Source organism: Massilia sp. IC2-278, assembly GCF_020708045.1.
Classification (GTDB): Bacteria; Pseudomonadota; Gammaproteobacteria; order Burkholderiales; family Burkholderiaceae_D; genus Telluria.
In genome coordinates, this window is the sequence record NZ_JAJFES010000004.1 from 386880 (window position 1) to 405921 (window position 19042).

Sequence of the window (19042 nt, forward strand, 5' to 3'; positions counted from 1 at the left end):
ACGCGACGCCTGGACGGATTTTTTCGGCCGGCATGTTCCATGCATGCCGCTTCTCGACCATAATTCCTTTCCAGTCAAAATTCTTCCGGAACCAGTCGTATGAACGGTCACATCGTAGCCAGCCCAGTCCAGCCGCCGCGCGTGCTGGTGCTCGACGACGACCGTTTCATGCTGGACGTGCTCACCGACATGCTGGAACAGGTGGGCGTGCGCGAAGTGTTTGCCGAGGCCAGTACCCGCCGCGCCCTGTCCACGCTGGAAGAACGCAATCCCGACACCCTGATCTGCGACCTGGCCCTGCCCGACATGGACGGCATCGAGTTCCTGCAGGCCGCCGCCGCGCGCGGTTTCAATGGCCGCGTCATCCTGCTCTCGGGCATGGATGCCGGGGTGCGCGACGCCGCCGGCGAGCTGGCGCGGGTGCTCGGCCTGCGCGTCGCCGGCACCTTCCGCAAGCCTATCGGACTGGAGCAATTGCGCTCGGCCGTGACAAGTTAAGTTTTATACAAACGCCTGAACACTTTTCAGGAAAATGCGGTATTATTCCGCCTAAATCCCCCGCCTGACGTCCTCTTGACGCCCTTCCAATATTGAGTTTGCACACATTGTCTCCACCATTGTGTTGCAACCCAGTTTTTAAAAAATCGGAAGCCGGACGAGCTCTTTCAGTCTCCAGGCGTACATTGATCCTTTGAGGAAAACATGAGCGAAAACATTAAACACATCAGCGATGCTTCTTTCGAAACCGACGTGCTCAAGTCCGAGCGTCCGGTCCTGGTCGATTTCTGGGCCGAGTGGTGCGGTCCGTGCAAGATGATCGCCCCGATCCTCGAAGAAGTCGCGAAAGAATACGGCGACAAGATCACGATCGCGAAGATGGACGTCGACGCCAACCAGGCCGTGCCGGCCCAGTTCGGCATCCGTGGCATCCCGACCCTGATCCTGTTCAAGGACGGCGCCCCGGCCGCACAGAAAGTCGGCGCCATGGCCAAGGGCCAGCTGACGGCTTTCATCGACAGCAACATCTGATCGAGCGCTTACTCAAGGTTTCATCGAGCGTCTTGTTGAGCGGCGGCAGCGCGCCCGCACTGCCGCCATTAATCTGGATGGGTAGCCCGCCGATTCCGGCCGCAACCCCTGACTAACCCACGCAGTCCCCTCCCCTACCTTTACTTTCCCGTCACGGGACACCCACATAACATGCACTTATCTGAACTGAAGGCAATGCACGTCTCCGCCCTTCTGGAGATGGCAATCAGCCTCGACATCGACAACGCAGCGCGCCTGCGCAAACAAGAACTGATGTTCGCCATCCTGAAGAAGCGCGCCAAGCAGGGCGAGCAGATCTTCGGCGACGGCGCACTCGAAGTCCTGCCCGACGGCTTCGGCTTCCTGCGTTCGCCCGATGCGAGCTACATGGCCTCGACCGACGACATCTACATCTCGCCGTCGCAGATCCGCCGCTTCAACCTGCATACGGGTGACTCGATCGAAGGCGAAGTGCGCACCCCGAAAGACGGCGAGCGCTATTTCGCACTGGTAAAGGTGGACAAGGTCAACGGCGAATCGCCGGAAGCCTCGAAGCACCGCATCCTGTTTGAAAACCTGACGCCGCTGCACCCGAACGAGCCGCTGCGCCTCGAGCGCGACATGAACGGCGCAGAGAACATCACCGGCCGCATCGTCGACCTGATCTCGCCGATCGGCAAGGGCCAGCGCGGCCTGCTGGTGGCGTCGCCGAAGTCCGGCAAGTCGGTCATGCTGCAGCACATCGCGCACGCGATCACCGCGAACCACCCGGACGTGACCCTGATCGTCCTGCTGATCGACGAACGTCCTGAGGAAGTGACGGAAATGCAGCGCTCGGTGCGCGGCGAAGTCGTCGCCTCGACTTTCGACGAACCGGCCACCCGCCACGTGCAGGTTGCCGAGATGGTGCTGGAAAAAGCCAAGCGCCTGGTCGAAATGAAGAAGGACGTCGTGATCCTGCTGGACTCGATCACCCGCCTGGCGCGCGCCTACAACACCGTGATCCCGGCATCGGGCAAGGTCCTGACCGGCGGTGTCGACGCGAATGCGCTGCAGCGTCCGAAGCGTTTCTTCGGCGCCGCACGTAACGTCGAGGAAGGCGGCTCGCTGACCATCGTCGCGACCGCCCTGATCGAAACCGGCTCGCGCATGGACGACGTGATCTACGAGGAATTCAAGGGCACCGGCAACATGGAAGTCCACCTCGAGCGCCGCCTGGCCGAGAAGCGTGTGTATCCGGCAATCAACCTGAACAAGTCGGGCACCCGCCGCGAGGAACTGCTGATCAAGCCGGACCAGCTGCAGAAGATCTGGATCCTGCGCAAGCTGCTGTACTCGATGGACGAGATCGAGGCGATGGAGTTCATCCTCGACAAGATGCGTGCGACGAAGACCAATGTGGAATTCTTCGACATGATGCGCCGCGGCGGTTAATTCCAGCCAAAAGCATCACGAAAGGCGGCTTCGGCCGCCTTTTTTATTCATGCGTATCGATAACGTATCCGTTATCGCGAACGCAACCGTACGGTGGGCACCCCGTGCCCACGCGGAAGCACGCACCGTGGCTGCTCATTTCGACGCGCATCATATGATCATCCGCCAACGCTTGCTCAAGCGTCGCGTTAGCTCCACGTTCCGCGTGGGCACGGAGTGCCCACCGTACGGTCACCCGATCGGCCACACATCCGCCGCCATTCCGGGAACGGTTGCCTCAACCGCCGGAGCGTTCTATAATCGTGGGTTCAGTAATTCCACCCCTGGCAAGTGATCGGCAATCGGGTCAAGAAGCAGCGAGACCGACGAAGTGCTGTTTGGCTACCAAACTAACCAAGGCAAAACCATGAAGACCGATATCCATCCAGATTACCGTGAAGTCGTGTTCCACGACGTGTCGTGCGACTTCAAATTCGTGACCCGTTCGACCATCGCTACCCGCGAAACGATCAACCACGAAGGCAAAGACTACCCGCTGATCAAGATCGAGGTGTCCGCTGAATCGCACCCGTTCTACACCGGCAAGCACAAGATCGTCGACACCGCTGGCCGCGTCGAGAAGTTCCGCCAGAAGTTCGGCTCGGTCGGTTCGAAGACTTCGGTCGCGAACGGCTAAGCAGCACAGCAGTCACAATCTGTCAGGCGCTTCCAGCAAGCGCTGCGCAGGACACGAGAAGAAGCCGGTTTCCGGCTTCTTTTTTTTCGCCTTTTCTAATGCCGCTATACTAGCGCGACATTAATTTCGCATCAGACTTATCGATGAAACCAGTCCGTCTCCCCGCCGCCGCCACGCTGGCCCTGCCGCGCTGGGCGCTGTTCGCGCTCGGCATGCTGTATATCCTGCCGGGACTGATCGGCCGCGACCCGTGGAAGGATGACGCCGGCAGCTTCGGCATCATGTGGACGATGGCGCGCGGCGGCCTGCACGACTGGCTGTACCCGAACATCGCCGGCCTGGCCGTCAACGACGAAGGTCCGCTCGCCTTCTGGCTGGGCGCCATCTGCATCAAGCTGTTCGGCTGGCTGCTGGGCGACGTGCTGGCCGCGCGCGTCTCGAACATCGGCATTTTTGTCCTCGGCACCATGTCGCTCTGGTACACGGCCTTCCACCTGGGGCGCCGCCCCGAAGCCCAGCCGCTGCGCCTGGCCTTCGGTGGCCAGCCCGAACCCGACGACTACGGCCGCACCCTGGCCGATACCGCGGTGCTGGTCTATCTCGGCTCGCTCGGCCTGCTGCTGCTCAGCCACGAAACCCTGTCCGTTACCCTGCAGGGCTCGCTGATCGCCTATTTCCTGTACCGCGCCGTGCGCTACGTCGAAGGCGCCAGCGTGCGCAATGCCGTGCTGGTCGGGCTGTCGCTGGGCGCCCTGGTCCTGAGCCGCGGCCCGCTGTCGCCGGTTGCGCTGCTGATCGCGCTGTTCCTCGGCACCCGTTTCTTCCGCCTGCCGCCCGCCACTTCGCTGCGCCACCTGGCGCTGGCGGCGGGCGTGGCCTTCCTGCTGAGCCTGGTGTGGATACTGCCGGCAAGCATCGTCCAGCCTTACAGCCAGTCGCCCATCCCGGAGTGGCTGGCCTGGAACGCGTCCGAGCTGAGCCTGCCGAACTGGGCCTCGATCAGCGCCTTCTTCCGCGTGGGCGTCTGGTTCTTCTGGCCGGCCTGGCCGTTTGCCGGCTGGGCCATCTGGGCCTGGCGCCGCCAGCAGAACATGCTGCACATCGTGCTGCCCCTGACCTTCCTGGGCGCCCTGACCGTGGTGATCCTGTGCGACCCGACGCCGGAAAACGGCGACCTGCTCAAGCTGCTGCCGCTGCTGGCCCTGATGGCCGCCTTCGGCTTGCCGACCATGAAGCGCGGCGCCATCAACGCCATCGACTGGTTCTCGGTGATGGCGCTGACCACCCTCGCCGCCCTGACCTGGCTGTTCTGGATCGCCAAGCTCACCGGCTGGCCGGCCAAGCTGGCGCACAACGCCCTGAAGCTGGTGCCGGGCTTCAAGCCGGAATTCGGCATCGTCTCCTTCCTGGTGGCGGCCAGCGTGACGGTCGGGTGGATCCTGCTGGTGCGCTGGCGCGTGTCGCGCCAGCCGGCCGTGCTGTGGCGCGCCGTGGTGCTGTCGTCGAGCGGCCTGATCCTGCTTTGGGTGCTCCTGATGACCCTGTTCTTGCCGGACCTGAACTACCGCCGCAGCTACGCCGGCGTGGCCCAGGCGATTGCCGCCAAGCTGCCGCCTGGCGCCAACTGCATCGACACGAACGTCGGCTCGGCCCAGCGCGCCTCGTTCGCCTACTTCGGCCGCCTGCCGTTTGCCGGTGTCGAAGGCGGACAATGCGATTACGTGCTGCTGCAGGACAGCATCAGGACGCGCGACACGGCTGACGACGAGGCGAACAGCGAAGCCAACGCGAAGGCCAGGGCCAAGCGCGCCCTGGCGCGCCGCTGGGCCACGAGCGGCGCCACGCTGCTGTGGGAAGGCCGCCGCGCCTCGGACCGCGACGAGCGCTTCCGCCTGTACCGGCGCCGCTGAACGGGTGCGTCGAACCCTCGCGCTGAGACTGCCCCGCCGCCGCTGAGCCGCCGCCGCTGAAGGCAGGCGCTTCGCCTTCCGAAACCGCCCTCCGGGATCACCCGCAGGGCGGTTTTTCCATGGCGCGCCGCTGCCCGCGCCGGCGCGCCAGCGCCCCCGCCGCCAGCCCCGCCAGCAGCAGCGCAAAGGCCGGCACTTCCGGCACCGGCGACACCGCCAGGTCGGCCCCGAAGCTGCCGCCGCCGCTGCCCAGCACCCGCCCGTCGACCCGCACCGCGTAGGCCCCGGTCGGCAAGTCGTAGGCCGCCAGCGACCAGGAATCCGGGGCCTCGTCGCCGAAGCCGGTCCCGTCGATGCCGGCCACGACCGGGCCGATGACCGCCAGGGTGGCCGGATCGTAGCGGTACAGGCTGAGGGCGACGATGTCGAGGTCCTTGCCCAGCGGCGAATTCAGGAACGAGGATGTTACCGAGGCCGCCGCATCGAAAGGCAGGCCGCTGACGCTGAAGGTGAACAGCTCGGTGAAGTCGCGGCCGGATTCGGCGGCCGTGAAACCGTCGCCGAACCAGGCATTGAAGCCGCCTGCACCGTCGCCGATGGCGGCAATGGGCGTGCTGCGCGCAATGGTCTGCGCGGCGGCCTGGGGAGCGGCGCACACGGCGCCTGCCAGCAAGGCGGAGAACACCAGGGAGGTCTTGTTCATATCGTTTCCATTGACAATGGTCATCGACGCGGCGCAAGGGAATGCCCGCGCCGCCACCTCATGCTTTGAGTGGCTGTCCGGGCCGGACGTTTGCTTTTGAACGTCCCCCTCCTTGAGTCAGCTCAATCCGGGACCATATACGGGGCAGACAATGGCAGGCAGTGCCATCGCCATCCGGCGTTCGCACCATGGAGGAAACAACATGAAAAGCGTAATGTTTTCTGAAGTCATGCCAGCGCAGCGGGGCGCCGGCCTCCTGGGCAACCTCTCCCCGCTCACGGCCTACGGCCTGACGCTGGCCATCGGCATGCCGCTGCTAGTCGTCGCCATGCACCTGTTCGACCCCAGCGCACCCCTGGCCTACATCGTGCTGCCGGTACTCGCCGGCCTGGCCCTGCCCCTGTGCGCACATGCCCCGGGGCGCCTGGAAGTCAGCACCCGCTTCGACGCCTGCCATATGGCCAGCACCCTCGACGCCACCCTCGATGCGCTCGGCTACGCGCGCAGCGAAGCCGGCCCCGGCCTGCTGCGTTACGTGAAGACCGCGCAGCCGAGCTGGCGCAACCGGGCGCACAACGTGAATGTCCGGGTGCATGCCCATGCGCTGGAAGTCATCGGTCCGGTGCCGGTGTTGCGCGCGCTGCAGAAGGCGCTGGCCAGCTAGCCTCCCGCTCGCGGCCTCTGCTGTAAACTGGTCAGCACCGGAACTGGTGTGCTAATATGCGGCCTCGTTGTGTGCAAGGCCTCTGTGGCGGAATTGGTAGACGCACTTGACTCAAAATCAAGCGCCGTAAGGCGTGCCGGTTCGATTCCGGCCGGAGGCACCAAAGCTTGCAGCAACATCGAATACCGAAACCCGCGTCTCTCCTGGAGAGCGCGGGTTTTTTGTTGCTATCGCGCCTTCGCCTGCACCGTCCAGTGATCGTAGGCCCGCTCGATCCGTTTCAGCGTGCCATCGCGCCCCAGCGCTGCAAACGCATCGTTCAGCCGCCTGATCACCGCATCCGGCACGCCGGGATGACAAGCCAGGAACACATCCTGGCGGCTGAATGTGAATACCGGCACGATCCTGCCCTTCCACCCGTTCTGTTCCAGCACCATGCTGCCGCGCCGCAGCGAGGCCGCCCACAGGTCGATGCGTCCCAGCAGCAGCTTCTGCGGATTGAGCAGGTCGTGCGGGGCGGTGTCGACGGTGAAGCCGCGGCTACGCAGGTAATCGTCGCGGGCGTCGCCGCGGTAGGTGCCGATGCGGTAAGGCCGGGCATCGTCCAGCGAGGCCAGCGCAATGCGGCGGTCGGCGCGCGCCATCAGTACCCATTGCGCGCTGTCGGTCGGCCCCACCCACTTGAACAGGGCTTCGCGCTCGGGCGTGCGGGTGGTGGAGTAGACGCAGGCGTCGGGCCGCTCGCGCGCGGCGGCATAGGCACGCTTCCAGGGCAGCGTCTCGATGGTGTAGGCCACGCCGGCGCGGGCCATGGCCGCACGCACCTTATCGGTGGCGATCCCGACGACCCGGCCGCTGGCGTCGCGCATGCTCGATGGGGCTGCCTCTTCGGTGGCAATGTAGAGGGCGCCCGCCTGCTGGGATGACGGCGCGGCGCGTGCAGGCAAGAGTGCAGACAGGGCCAGGCAAACTGCGCCCGTGATGTGCTGGATCTGCATGGTCTTGCCCTCCCTGGTGCTTGTTCAATCATGAAAAAACCTGATACCCCAGGCCATTCATGCAATAAGCATACCGCAAGGAACTATGCCAAAGTTAACTCCCGTGCACATGGTCGCAAGCACGCGACAGATGCGATAGCAGCATTATAAGTTTTCCGCATAAAACCAAGACTTTCCATACGGAAAGTGTCATACTTCTGTATTCCCACTGGTTCTGTTTTTACTGATTTCAAGCTTTCCCGAAAGACGCCATGCCGCTTTTCACCCTGCCCGATGACCCTTCGCTGCTCAGCTATGGCATCTACGACACCAAGCTGGTGCTGCTGTCGCTGCTGGTGGCGATCTTTTCGTCGTGGATGGGCCTGCAGATCGCCGGCCAGGCCCGCCTGCGCAGCAGCCAGCGCACGGTCTTCCTGCTGACCGGCAGCCTGGCGCTCGGCGCCGGCGTCTGGTCCATGCACTTCATCGGCATGCTCGCCTTTAACCTGTGCACCCAGGTCGTCTACGACCCGATGACCACCATCCTGTCGAGCCTGCCGAGCATCTTCGCCTCCTACGTCGCCCTGAGCCTGATCGCGCGCGAACGCCTGGGCGTCTGCGGCCTGCTGGTCGGCGGCGTGCTGGTCGGCGCCGGCATCGGCGCCATGCACTACGCCGGCATGGAAGGCATGCAGATGGGCCTCGAGCTGCGCTACGACCCGTATATCTTCCTGCTGTCGATCGTGGTCGCCGTGGTGCTGGCCACACTCGCCCTGTGGGTACGCTTCGGCCTGCGCCGCCTGGCCGGCATCAGCGAATCGGGCCGCTTGTTGCTGGCGGCCACCGTCATGGGCTGCGCCATCTCGGGCATGCACTACACCGGCATGGCCGCCGCCCGCTTCGTCGGCCGCGTCGACCCGAACGCCCCCGCCTCGTCCGACACCACCGCGCTGGCGATCGGCATTTCCCTGATCACCGTGCTGTTCACGGTGCTGGTGCTGGCCGCCAACGGCCTGCTGCGCTACCGCCGCCTGTACGGCGAACTCTCGCGCAGCGAAGCCTGGATGCGCGCCCTGCTCACCACCACCATCGACGGCGTGATCACGATCGACCGCGAAGGCACCATCCTCGAATTCAATGCCTCGGCCGAGAAGATCTTCGGCTGGCGCCGCGACGAGATCGTGGGCGGTAACGCCGGCCTGCTCCTGCCCGAAGGCGACCAGGCCAGCCGTGCCGGTCTGTTCGGCTACCTGGCCAGCAGCGGCACCCAGGCCGCCCCCGACAACGCCGAAGTCGAGGCCCTGCGCCGCGACGGCAGCCTGGTGCCGATCCGCGTCGCCATCGGTCACGCCCGCCTGGAAGACCAGGAACTGTTCGTCTGCTTCGTCACCGACATCACCGAGCGGCGCGAGATGGTCGGGGCGCTGCGCGCCAGCGAGCAGCAGTTCCGCTCCCTGATCGGCACCATTCCCGGCATCTCCTACCGCAGCTGCATCGAAGGCACGCATCCGATGGTATTCATCAGCGACGCCGTCGAGCGCGTGGCCGGTTACCCGGCGCGCGACTTCATGAGCGCATCGCCGGACGTCGCGCCGCGCCGCAGCTTCGGCGCCCTGATCCACGCCGCCGACCGCGTGCGCGTGTCGGAAGCCATCGAGACCGCGCTGCGCGAGGACCGCCCCTGGCTGGTCGAATACCGCCTGCTGCACGCCGACGGCAGCACCCGCTGGCTGTGGGAGAACGGCACCGCCGTGCGCGACGACGCCGGCAAGCTGGCCTGGCTCGACGGCGTGATCCTCGACATCAGCGAGCGCCGCATGATGGAAGAAGCGCTGCGCGACGCCAAGGACAACGCCGAGCAGGCCGCCGCCGCGCGCGCGACCTTCGTGGCCAACATGAGCCACGAGATCCGCACCCCGATGAACGCCATCCTCGGCTTCACCGACGTGCTGCTCGACGGCGAACTGGCTCCGAACCAGCGGCGCCACCTCGACACCGTGCGCAACGCCGGCCGCTCGCTCCTGCGCCTGCTGAACGAGATCCTGGACACCGCCAAGCTGGAAAAAGGCGCGGTCGAACTCGAGATCAACGATTTCAACCTGCTGTCGCTGATCGACGAACTGTCGTCGACGCTGGCGGCTAACGCGCGCGCCAAGGGCCTGCACGTCGACATCCACTACGACCCGGCGCTGCCGACGAATCTGCGCGGCGACGAGCTGCGCATCCGCCAGGTGCTCACCAACCTGCTCGACAACGCGATCAAGTTCACCGCCGCCGGCAGCGTGGTGCTGCGCGCTGAAGCCCAGGGCGACCAGCTGCACTTTTCCGTGAAGGACACCGGCATCGGCATCGCGCCCGAGCGCCTGGACGCGATCTTCGATCCCTTCACCCAAGCCGACGCCTCGATGACGCGCCGCTTCGGCGGCACCGGCCTGGGCACCACGATCAGCAAGCAGCTGGTCGAGCTGATGGGCGGGAAGATCTGGGCCGAGAGCACGGTGGGCGAAGGCACCACCTTCCACGTGCTGCTGCCGCTGATGGTGGCGCGCTTCGCGCCGCAGCAGGCGCGCGTGCGCACCGCCGCCGCCCTGCCGCGCCTGCGCGTGCTGGTGGCCGACGACGTGCCGCAGAACCTGGAACTGCTGCAGCTCCTGATGGCGCGCCGCGGCCACAGCATGACCGGCGCCTCGGATGGCGCCCAGGTGGTCGAGCTGGCCGCGCGCCAGGACTTCGACCTGATCCTGATGGACTTCCAGATGCCGACCATCGATGGCCTGCGCGCCACGCGCCTGATCCGCGAGCAGGCCGAAGCGGCCGGCCGCCCGCGCGTGCCGGTGATCGCCATGACCGCCAGCGTGCTGGCCGAACACCGCCGCGCCAGCGCCGAAGTGGGCATGGACGGCTTCGCCTCCAAGCCGGTCGACTGGTTCACGCTCTCGCATGAAATCGCGCGCGTGCTCGGCATCGGCTCGAACGCGGCCCAGGATGCGCCGGCGGTCGGGCGCCAGGCCTGGAACCGCATGGGCGGCGTGCACCGCTGGGGCGGCAAGGAAGACGCCTACCTGGAAGCGCTGGCCCACTTCCACGCCCAGCACGCGCTGCTGCCGCAGTTCCTGCGCGGCTTTGCCGACGGCGCCGACTACCCGTCGCTGCGCATGCTGGCGCACAAGGTGCGCGGCGTGGCAGCGAACCTCGGCCTGGAACTGCTGAGCGATGCGCTGGCCGAACTGGAAACCCTGGCCGAAGGCGACAAGGGCCAGCAGCTGGCCACCCTGGCCCTGCTGCCGCAGGCGCTGGACGGTGTCGATGCCGCCCATGCGGAAGTATTGGCGCTGATCCGCCACCAGCAGCCTGCCGCCGCACCTGCGGCGAATGCAGCCGGCGACAGCGTCGACCTGGCGCGCGCGCGCCGCGCCGGCGGCCTGCTGCACGATGCGCTCGCCCGCGGCGCCCTCGACGACGCGGCCCTGGCCGGGCTGGCGGCGGCGCTGGCCGGCCACCCGGTGGCCGCGCGCGTGACGCAGGTCCAGGCCGCCCTGGCCGATTTCGACTTCGACCTCGCCCAGCAGCAGCTCGACGCCGTGCTGATCGCGCTCGAAACCCTAGACGATGTAACGCCACAGGAAACGATGCAATGAGCAATAACATCACCCGCCCGCTGATCCTGGCGGTCGACGACGAAGCCAGCAACCTGCAACTGCTGCGGCAGATCCTGCAGGACCACTACCGCCTGCTGTTCGCGAAAGACGGCGCGCGTGCGCTGGAACTGGCCGTCAAGGAGCGCCCCGACCTGGTGCTGCTCGACGTGATGATGCCGGGGATGAGCGGCTACGAAGTCTGCGCCGCGCTGAAGGCGAACCCGATGACGGCGCCGATCCCGGTGATCTTCGTGACCGCCCTGACCGACACCGCCGACGAGCTGGAAGGCTTCGAGGCCGGCGCCGTCGACTACATCACCAAGCCGATCAGCCCGCCGCTGGTGCGCGCACGCGTGCGCACCCACCTGTCGCTGGTGCGCACCGAGGAACTGAAGGCCTCGCGTCTGGCGATCGTCCAGCGCCTGGGTCTCGCGGCCGAGTACAAGGACAACGAGACCGGCCTGCACGTGATCCGCATGAGCCATTTCGCGCGCATCCTGGGCCTGGCGGCCGGCATGACCGAAGAGGAAGCCGACGATCTGCTGCACGCCGCGCCGATGCACGACGTCGGCAAGATCGGCATCCCCGACCGCATCCTGCAAAAGGCCGGCCCGCTCGATCCGGACGAATGGAAGATCATGCAGAGCCACGCCACCATCGGCGCCGAGATCATCGGCCAGCACGAAGGCGGCATGCTGAAGCTGGCGCACGACATCGCCATCACCCACCACGAGAAGTACGACGGCAGCGGCTACCCGAACCGGCTGGCCGGCGAGCGCATTCCGCTGGCCGGGCGCATCGTGGCGATCGCCGACGTGTTCGACGCCCTGACCTCGATCCGGCCCTACAAGCGCGCCTGGAGCGAGGAAGAAGCGGTGGACTACCTGATGCAGCAGAAGGGCAAGCACTTCGATCCGGCCCTGGTCGACCTGTTCGTGGCCCAGCTGCCGGCGATCCGCACGGTGCGGCTGCGCTGGGCGGAGAAGGTCGAAGCCGAAGCGGAGGCGCAGTTCGCGTAAGCGTTCACAGGCACAAAAAAAGGGGCGCGCTGCGCCCCTTTTGCTTTGCTCCTGCTTCGGCTATTCCGGCGTGACCGGCGGCGCCAGCGGCGTGGCGGGCGCATGCGGCGCGCCGGCATGCTTGGCCAGCACTTCGCGGTACAGGGCCATATAGTCGGCCGCCATCTGCGCCGAGGTGAATACTTCCTCGAAACGGCGGGCCGCGTTGCCGCCCATGGCGCGCGCCAGTTCCGGGTCGTTCCACAGGGTGCGCAGCGCCGCGCGCAGGGCCGGGGCGTCGTCCGGCGGCACCACCAGGCCGGTCTCGCCGGCGATGTTGATGTAGCTGGTGCCGGTGCCGATCTCGCACGAGATCATCGGCTTGCCGTACATCGCCCCTTCCAGCAGCGACACGCCAAAGGCTTCCGAGCGCAGGTGCGAGGGGAAGGCAAAGGCATAGGCCAGGGTCAGCAGCGCGACCTTGTCTTCCTCGTCGAGGGCGCCGGTGAACAGCACGTTCTTCAGGCCCAGGCGCGCGGCCTGGGCCTTGAGCGCCGCCTCTTCCGGGCCGGCGCCGACGATCACCACCGGATACTCGGTGCCCGCCACCGCGTCGAGCAGCACGTGCAGGCCCTTGTAGTAGCGCAGCACGCCGACGAACAGGAAGAACTTCGGGCCGACCCGCTCGCGCCAGTACGCCAGCCGCGCCGGGTCGGGCTGCGGATAGCTGGCCTGGTCCAGGCCGTAGGTGATGACGCGGGCCTTGCCGGGGTAGCGCGCCAGCACCGCCGACGAAGCCAGGTAGTTCGGCGAAGCGGCGACGATGGCGTCGACGCTACGCAGGAAGCGGTGCTTCAGCGGCTGGTACAGGCGCAGCAGGTTCTTCTGGCGCACGATGTCGGAGTGGTAGCTGACCACCGTCGGCTTGCGCACGCGCGCCACGAAATGGGCCAGGTCCATGAAGGGCCAGGGGAAGTGGTAGTGCACCACGTCGGCCTCGCGCGCCAGGCGCGCCAGGGCGCCGAGCGCGGCATACGAGCAGGCGTTCGAGGCGATCTCGAAGTCGAGCGGCACGCGGTGCACGGTGTGGCCCTCGAAGGCGATCGGCTGCAGGTTCTTTTCGCGCGACAGCGACAGCACGGTATTGGTCACGCCGAGGCGGCCGGTGCCGACGCACATCTGGCGGATGGTCTGCTCGACCCCGCCTACGGTGTCGGGATAATAGGTCTTGTAGAAATGAAGAACGCGCATCGTGTTTGTGGATAAAAGCTTATTGCGCGAGAACCTGGCGGTAGACAGCGGCAGTAGCCTGGGCGGTGGCGCGCCAGGTCAGGGCTGCCGCGCGTGCGCGGCCGGCGGCGATGCAGCGCGCGCGCAGCGCGCCATCGCGCACCAGCGCCAGCATCGCGGCGCCGATCGCGCCTTCGTCCAGGGGGTCGACTTCGAGCGCGGCGCCCGCACTCACTTCCGGCAGCGAGCTGACGTTCGAGGTAACGGCAGGCACGCCCGAGGCAAAGGCTTCGAGCAGCGGGATGCCGAAACCCTCGTACAGCGAAGGAAAGACCAGGACGCCGGCGCCCGCGTACACGTGGCGCAGCGCCTGCTCGCCCGCCAGCCCCTTCAGCCAGACCACGTTTTCGCCTTCGGCGCGGGCGGCTTCGATGCGCCGCAACAGGGTATCGCAGCGCCAGCCGGCGGCGCCGACGATGACCAGCGCACGCTCGGCGCGTTCCGGCGCCGGCAGGGCCAGCCAGGCGCCGAGTACGCGCTCGACGTTCTTGCGCGGCTGTAGCGTGCCGACGGAGAGAAAATAACCGGGCCGCAAGCCATGCGCGGACAGCGTCGCCGCCACGTCCTGTGCATCGGGGGCGCCGAGCCAGGCCTCGTCGACGCCGTTATGCACCACCGATACGCGGCGCTCGTCGACGCCGAAGCATTCGACCAGCTCGGCCACGGCGAAGTGCGAGACGGCGATGACATGGTCGGCCTTCTGCGCCGCCTTGCGCTGCAGCCAGTTCTTCAGGCGCCGCATGCGCGGATTGCACCATGCGGGATACTTGATCGGCAGGGCGTCGTGCAGGGTGGCCACGACCGGACAGTCCATGCGCACGATCCGGTAATCGGTGGCGTGGAACAGGTCGGCCGGCATGTGGACCCGGTGTGCGCCCGGCATGGCCAGGTCGGCCAGCGAAGCGCGGGCGAACGATTGCGGCAGGGCCTGGCCGATGCTGACCGTGCCGGCGCCGGCCGGCCAGGAGTAAGGCGCGACATTGCAGCCAGCTTGCGGAAGATGCGACAGCAGCGCACGCGTGTACACGCCAATGCCGTCGATCTGTCCGCCCGTGAGTCCTGGCTCGATCGTGGTCGTGCCCAGGCCCACGCGCAGCCGGTTCATGTTCACCCCTCGTACATCCAGCGCAGCGTCTCGGACAGCGGACGGGTCGGGATGGCGCCGGCCACGCCGGCCAGCCTGGCGTTGTCGCCGGTAAGGGTCAGCACGTCGTTGGCGCGCACGAAGGCCGGATTGACGCGGACCTCAATGCGGTAGCCGGCGATCTCCGACATCATGTCGATCACGCCGGCCAGCGACTGGCTGCGTCCCGAGCAGATGTTGAAGGCCTGGCCCGCCGGCGCGGCCGCCAGCAGGCGCCGGTAGCTCCAGGCCACCATGCGCACGTCGGAAAAGTCGCGCGCGATCGCCAGGTTACCCAGCTCGATCGTTTCGGCCTTGCGGCGGAAATGGGAGACGATCTTCGGCAGCAGGAAGTTTTCGCTCTGGCCGACGCCGGTGTAGTTGAACGGCCGCGCGACGATGATCGGCAACCGGTCCATCCACAGGCGCGCCATGTATTCCATGGCCAGCTTGCTCACCGCGTAGTCGTTGGCCGGCGCCGGCGCGACCTGCTCGTCGATGACGGGCACGCTGGCGTTGCCGTAGATGTTGGCCGACGAGGCCAGCAGCACCGCCGACGGCCGCTTGCGCAGCGACGCCAGCGCTTCCAGCAAATTACGGGTGCCGGCCACGTTGACGCGGTAGATCTGCTCGGCGTCGCCATGGCCGACAAAGGCAATGCCGGCCAGGTGCACGACCACGTCGGGCTGGACTTCCTCGACCATCGCGGCCACCGCGGCGCGGTCGCACAGGTCGGCCGCGAACACGCCGGGCTCGGCCACCGCGTCACCCGGGGTGGCGGTACCGAACACACGGTAGCCGGCATCGCGCAGCTCGCGCGCCACGTATTCGCCCGTGAACCCGCGCAGACCTGTGACCAGGGCGCGCAGGCCCTCGCCCTCGAGGGTCTTGCCCACCCGCGGCTCGGTGCTGGAGATGCTCATATCAGAACGAGGCGCCCTGTTCGTTGCGGCGCAGGTCGGCGTCGACCATCATCTGGCACAGCTCTTCGAGCGTGGTCTTCGGCTCCCAGCCGAGTTCGCGCTTCGCCTTTTCCGGGTTGCCGATCAGGAGGTCGACTTCGGCCGGACGGTAGAACTTCGGCGACACACGCACCACGGTCTTGCCGCTGTTGGTGCAGCGCGCGGTTTCGTTCTCGGCGCTGCCGCTCCATTCGAGGTTGATGCCGGCGCCCTTGAAGGCCATGGTGACGAAGTCGCGCACGGTCTCGGTGCGGTTGGTCGCCAGCACATAGGTGTCGGGACGGTCGGCCTGCAGCATGCGCCACATGCCTTCGACGTATTCCTTGGCGTAGCCCCAGTCGCGCTTGGCGTCCATGTTGCCCAGTTCGAGCACGTCGAGCTTGTTCAGCACGATCTTGGCGACCGAGTCGGTGATCTTGCGGGTGACGAACTCGCGGCCGCGCAGCGGCGACTCGTGGTTGAACAGGATGCCCGAGGAGCCGAAGATGTCGTAGCTCTCGCGGTAGTTGATCGTCATCCAGTGCGCGTACAGCTTGGCCACGCCGTACGGGCTGCGCGGGTAGAACGGGGTCTCTTCGATCTGCGGGATGGCCTGCACCTTGCCGAACATTTCCGAGGTCGACGCCTGGTAGAAGCGGATCTTCGGATTGATCAGGCGGATCGCTTCGAGCAGGTTGACGGCGCCCAGGCCGGTGATCGAGGCAGTGGTGAGCGGCTGGTCGAAGGACACACCGACGAAGCTTTGCGCGGCCAGGTTGTAGACCTCGTCCGGCTCGGCGGCCTGGATCAGGCGCAGGCTCGATGCCAGGTCGGTCAGGTCGTACTCGACCAGCGACAGGTTCGGGTGCGCGGCAATGCCGAGTTCCTCGATGCGCCAGAAATTGGTCGAACTGGCGCGGCGGAAGGTGCCGGTCACATGATAGCCCTTGTCGAGCAGCAGCTGCGCCAGGTAAGCGCCGTCCTGACCAGTAATGCCGGTGACGACGGCACGTTTCGTTGTTTTTTGCATGGTAATGGAATTTCCGGATGAGTGCTCGGGTCGATCAAATACTTTTATGACAACCTCATATTGTAACAGAGCCATATCCCGTAAAGGTCGTGACCGCTATTAGAAAGCAGTCCCTGCTGCAAATCGACAGCATTATTGCGCTAAACGCCACACTTCCAGGCGCCGCTTACGGATTGTTACTTGTTCAGGGCAAAAAAAACAGGCGAGCGCGCTCGCCTGTGAGTGACCGCAAACGAACCGCAATCACCTGGGTGCGGCCCGAACTTTTGCAGGTTCGGGCTGCCTAATATTGCCCAGCTTACCGGCTCGAAACCGCATCCACCACGCACAGCGCCGTCATGTTCACGATGCGGCGCACCGTGGCCGACGGCGTCAGGATGTGCACCGGACGCGCGCAGCCGAGCAGCACCGGGCCCACCGCGATGCCGTTGCCGGCGGCGGTTTTCAGCAGGTTGTAGGCAATGTTCGCCGAGTCGATGTTCGGCATCACCACCAGGTTGGCGTCGCCCTTGAGCGTCGACTGCGGCATGATCTTCGCGCGCAGCTTCGAGTCGAGCGCGGCGTCGCCGTGCATCTCGCCGTCGATCTCCAGGTGCGGCGCCTTCTGCTGCACCAGGGCCAGGGTTTCGCGCATCTTGCAGGCCGATTCGCTGTCCGAGGTGCCGAAGTTCGAGTGCGACAGCAGCGCCACGCGCGGCGCGATGCCGAAGCGTTCCAGCTCCTCGGCCGCCATGATCGTGATCTCGGCCAGCTCGTGCGCAGTCGGGTTCTCGTTCACGTGGGTGTCGACCATCGCCAGCTGGCGCTCTTCGGTGATGATGAAGTTCATCGCCGCGTACACGTCGGCGCCGGCACGGCGGCCCAGCACCTTGTCGATGAAGTCGAGGTGGGTCCAGGTGGTGCCGTAGGTGCCGCAGATCATGCCGTCGGCGTCGCCCTTGTGGATCATCATGGCGCCGATCAGCGTATGGCGGCGGCGCATCGCCAGCTTGGCCATGTCGGCGGTCACGCCGCGGCGCATCACCATCTGGTGGTAGGTCTGCCAGTAGTCGCGGTAGCGCTCGTCGAAGTCGGGATTGATGACGTCGAAATGCTGGCCCAGTTTCAGGCGCAGGCCGAACTTCTCGATGCGCTGCTCCAGCACGGCCGGACGGCCGACCAGGATCGGGCGCGCCAGCTTCTCGTCCACCACCACCTGCACCGCGCGCAGCACGCGTTCGTCCTCGCCTTCGGCATACACGATGCGCTTCAGTTCCGGCGGCGTGCTCTTGGCCACCTGGAACAGCGGCTTCATGAAGGAACCGCTGCGGTAGACGATCTGCTGCAGGCTCTCGGCATAGGCGTCGAGGTCGGCGATCGGACGCGCGGCCACGCCGCCTTCCATCGCCGCCTTGGCCACGGCCGGCGCGATGTGGGTCAAGAGGCGCGGGTCGAACGGCATCGGGATCAGGTATTCCGGGCCGAAGGACAAATTGTTGATGCCGTAGGTGGAAGCCACCACGTCCGACTGCTCGGCGTGCGCCAGGTCGGCGATCGCGTGCACGACCGCGATTTCCATTTCGCGCGTGATGGTGGTCGCGCCGCAATCGAGCGCGCCGCGGAAGATGTACGGGAAGCAGAGGACGTTGTTCACCTGGTTCGGATAGTCCGAACGGCCGGTGGCGATGATGACGTCGCTGCGCACGGCTTTCGCGTCTTCCGGCAGGATTTCCGGATTCGGGTTGGCCAGCGCCAGGATGATCGGGTTGGCCGCCATCTGCGCCACCATCTCGGGTTTCAGCACGCCGCCGGCCGACAGGCCAAGGAAGATGTCGGCGCCGGGAATGATCTCCGACAGGGTACGGTGCTCGGTCTCCTGGGCGAAACGTTCCTTGTCCGGGTCCATCAGTTCGACGCGGCCTTTATAGACCACGCCGGCCAGGTCGGTCACGAAAATGTTCTCGATCGGGAAGCCGAGGTCGACGATCAAATCGAGGCAGGCCAGGGCCGCGGCGCCGGCGCCGGAGACGACCAGCTTGCAGTTCTTGATGTCCTTGCCGACGACCTTCAGGCCGTTCAGGATGGCGGCGCCGACGATGATCGCCGTGCCGTGCTGGTCGTCGTGGAAGACCGGGATCTTCATGCGCTCGCGCAGTTTGCGCTCGATGTAGAAGCACTCCGGCGCCTTGATGTCTTCCAGGTTCACGCCGCCGAAGGTCGGTTCCAGCGAAGCAATGATGTCGACCAGTTTATCCGGGTCGTTTTCGGCGATCTCGATGTCGAAGACGTCGATGGCGGCGAACTTCTTGAACAGCACGCCCTTGCCTTCCATGACCGGCTTCGAAGCCAGCGGGCCGATGTTGCCCAGGCCGAGGACGGCGGTGCCGTTCGAGATCACGGCGACCAGGTTGCCGCGCGAGGTGTACTTGTACGAGGCCGCCGGGTCCTTGACGATTTCTTCGCAAGGGGCTGCGACGCCGGGCGAATAGGCCAGCGCCAGGTCGCGCTGGTTCAGCAGGCCCTTGGTTGGGGTGACGGCGATCTTGCCGGGACGGGGAAACTGGTGGTATTCGAGCGCTGCAGCACGCAGTTGTTGGCGTAATTCTTCTTTTTTATCCGATGACGAATCCATGCTATGCAGCCTTCCTGA

15 protein-coding genes and 1 tRNA gene are annotated in these 19042 nt (G+C 66.1%); 9 read left to right on the forward strand and 7 right to left on the reverse strand.

The window, feature by feature from the left end; genetic code table 11:
• The first annotated feature begins 99 nt into the window (after positions 1–99).
• The 5 genes from LK540_RS11650 (at position 100) to LK540_RS11670 (ending at position 5049) form a co-directional block, all read left to right on the forward strand.
• Entirely contained in the window at positions 100–498 is a 399-nt protein-coding gene (locus LK540_RS11650) for a response regulator (RefSeq protein WP_229437453.1), read from the forward strand.
• Between the two features lie 204 nt (positions 499–702).
• Positions 703–1029: a thioredoxin TrxA gene (gene trxA, locus LK540_RS11655; RefSeq protein WP_229437454.1), complete on the forward strand. Its 327-nt coding sequence runs from the start codon at positions 703–705 to the stop codon at positions 1027–1029.
• Between the two features lie 171 nt (positions 1030–1200).
• Positions 1201–2463, forward strand: a complete 1263-nt coding sequence (gene rho / locus LK540_RS11660) for a transcription termination factor Rho (RefSeq protein ID WP_229437455.1) — start codon at positions 1201–1203, stop codon at positions 2461–2463.
• A 406-nt stretch (positions 2464–2869) separates the two neighbouring features.
• Positions 2870–3139: a type B 50S ribosomal protein L31 gene (locus tag LK540_RS11665; protein ID WP_229437456.1), complete on the forward strand. Its 270-nt coding sequence runs from the start codon at positions 2870–2872 to the stop codon at positions 3137–3139.
• A gap of 143 nt (positions 3140–3282) precedes the next feature.
• Positions 3283–5049 (forward strand): glycosyltransferase family 39 protein, encoded by a 1767-nt coding sequence (locus tag LK540_RS11670; protein WP_229437457.1) that lies wholly within the window; start codon positions 3283–3285, stop codon positions 5047–5049.
• Positions 5050–5146: 97 nt separating this feature from the next.
• Here LK540_RS11670 and LK540_RS11675 read toward each other — a convergent pair whose 3' ends face one another.
• On the reverse strand, positions 5147–5752 hold the full coding sequence (locus LK540_RS11675; protein WP_229437458.1) for an FxDxF family PEP-CTERM protein: 606 nt from the start codon (positions 5750–5752) through the stop codon (positions 5147–5149).
• Between the two features lie 202 nt (positions 5753–5954).
• Between LK540_RS11675 and LK540_RS11680 the strand changes: the two genes are divergently transcribed.
• Complete coding sequence (locus LK540_RS11680; RefSeq protein ID WP_229437459.1) at positions 5955–6416, forward strand: hypothetical protein; 462 nt, start codon at positions 5955–5957, stop codon at positions 6414–6416.
• 78 nt (positions 6417–6494) lie between these two features.
• Positions 6495–6579 (forward strand) — tRNA-Leu (locus LK540_RS11685).
• Positions 6580–6643: 64 nt separating this feature from the next.
• Here LK540_RS11685 and LK540_RS11690 read toward each other — a convergent pair.
• Complete coding sequence (locus LK540_RS11690; protein ID WP_229437460.1) at positions 6644–7414, reverse strand: ABC transporter substrate-binding protein; 771 nt, start codon at positions 7412–7414, stop codon at positions 6644–6646.
• Between the two features lie 251 nt (positions 7415–7665).
• Between LK540_RS11690 and LK540_RS11695 the strand changes: the two genes are divergently transcribed.
• Complete coding sequence (locus LK540_RS11695; RefSeq protein WP_229437461.1) at positions 7666–11031, forward strand: MHYT domain-containing protein; 3366 nt, start codon at positions 7666–7668, stop codon at positions 11029–11031.
• On the forward strand, positions 11028–12050 hold the full coding sequence (locus tag LK540_RS11700; protein ID WP_229437462.1) for a two-component system response regulator: 1023 nt from the start codon (positions 11028–11030) through the stop codon (positions 12048–12050). Before LK540_RS11695 ends, LK540_RS11700 begins: the two co-directional genes overlap by 4 nt.
• A gap of 60 nt (positions 12051–12110) precedes the next feature.
• On the opposite strand, the gene LK540_RS11705 is transcribed toward LK540_RS11700, so the two are convergent.
• From LK540_RS11705 to LK540_RS11725, 5 genes are all read right to left on the reverse strand, one after another.
• Positions 12111–13280: a glycosyltransferase family 4 protein gene (locus LK540_RS11705; RefSeq protein ID WP_229437463.1), complete on the reverse strand. Its 1170-nt coding sequence runs from the start codon at positions 13278–13280 to the stop codon at positions 12111–12113.
• 19 nt (positions 13281–13299) lie between these two features.
• Positions 13300–14424: a glycosyltransferase family 1 protein gene (locus LK540_RS11710; RefSeq protein WP_229437464.1), complete on the reverse strand. Its 1125-nt coding sequence runs from the start codon at positions 14422–14424 to the stop codon at positions 13300–13302.
• Between the two features lie 2 nt (positions 14425–14426).
• Entirely contained in the window at positions 14427–15365 is a 939-nt protein-coding gene (locus LK540_RS11715; RefSeq protein WP_229437465.1) for an NAD-dependent epimerase/dehydratase family protein, read from the reverse strand.
• Between the two features lies 1 nt (position 15366).
• Positions 15367–16413 (reverse strand): GDP-mannose 4,6-dehydratase, encoded by a 1047-nt coding sequence (gene gmd / locus LK540_RS11720; RefSeq protein ID WP_229437466.1) that lies wholly within the window; start codon positions 16411–16413, stop codon positions 15367–15369.
• A 298-nt stretch (positions 16414–16711) separates the two neighbouring features.
• Complete coding sequence (locus LK540_RS11725) at positions 16712–19024, reverse strand: NADP-dependent malic enzyme (RefSeq protein WP_229437467.1); 2313 nt, start codon at positions 19022–19024, stop codon at positions 16712–16714.
• Positions 19025–19042: the final 18 nt, after the last annotated feature.

Coding starts and splice junctions, on each gene's coding strand:
- LK540_RS11725 (WP_229437467.1), bottom strand. CDS start 19,024: ATGGATTCGTCATCGGATAAAAAAGAAGAATTACGCCAACAACTGCGT.
- LK540_RS11695 (WP_229437461.1), top strand. CDS start 7,666: ATGCCGCTTTTCACCCTGCCCGATGACCCTTCGCTGCTCAGCTATGGC.
- LK540_RS11680 (WP_229437459.1), top strand. CDS start 5,955: ATGAAAAGCGTAATGTTTTCTGAAGTCATGCCAGCGCAGCGGGGCGCC.
- rho (WP_229437455.1), top strand. CDS start 1,201: ATGCACTTATCTGAACTGAAGGCAATGCACGTCTCCGCCCTTCTGGAG.
- LK540_RS11700 (WP_229437462.1), top strand. CDS start 11,028: ATGAGCAATAACATCACCCGCCCGCTGATCCTGGCGGTCGACGACGAA.
- LK540_RS11665 (WP_229437456.1), top strand. CDS start 2,870: ATGAAGACCGATATCCATCCAGATTACCGTGAAGTCGTGTTCCACGAC.
- LK540_RS11705 (WP_229437463.1), bottom strand. CDS start 13,280: ATGCGCGTTCTTCATTTCTACAAGACCTATTATCCCGACACCGTAGGC.
- LK540_RS11690 (WP_229437460.1), bottom strand. CDS start 7,414: ATGCAGATCCAGCACATCACGGGCGCAGTTTGCCTGGCCCTGTCTGCA.
- LK540_RS11675 (WP_229437458.1), bottom strand. CDS start 5,752: ATGAACAAGACCTCCCTGGTGTTCTCCGCCTTGCTGGCAGGCGCCGTG.
- trxA (WP_229437454.1), top strand. CDS start 703: ATGAGCGAAAACATTAAACACATCAGCGATGCTTCTTTCGAAACCGAC.
- LK540_RS11670 (WP_229437457.1), top strand. CDS start 3,283: ATGAAACCAGTCCGTCTCCCCGCCGCCGCCACGCTGGCCCTGCCGCGC.
- LK540_RS11710 (WP_229437464.1), bottom strand. CDS start 14,424: ATGAACCGGCTGCGCGTGGGCCTGGGCACGACCACGATCGAGCCAGGA.
- LK540_RS11715 (WP_229437465.1), bottom strand. CDS start 15,365: ATGAGCATCTCCAGCACCGAGCCGCGGGTGGGCAAGACCCTCGAGGGC.
- LK540_RS11650 (WP_229437453.1), top strand. CDS start 100: ATGAACGGTCACATCGTAGCCAGCCCAGTCCAGCCGCCGCGCGTGCTG.
- gmd (WP_229437466.1), bottom strand. CDS start 16,413: ATGCAAAAAACAACGAAACGTGCCGTCGTCACCGGCATTACTGGTCAG.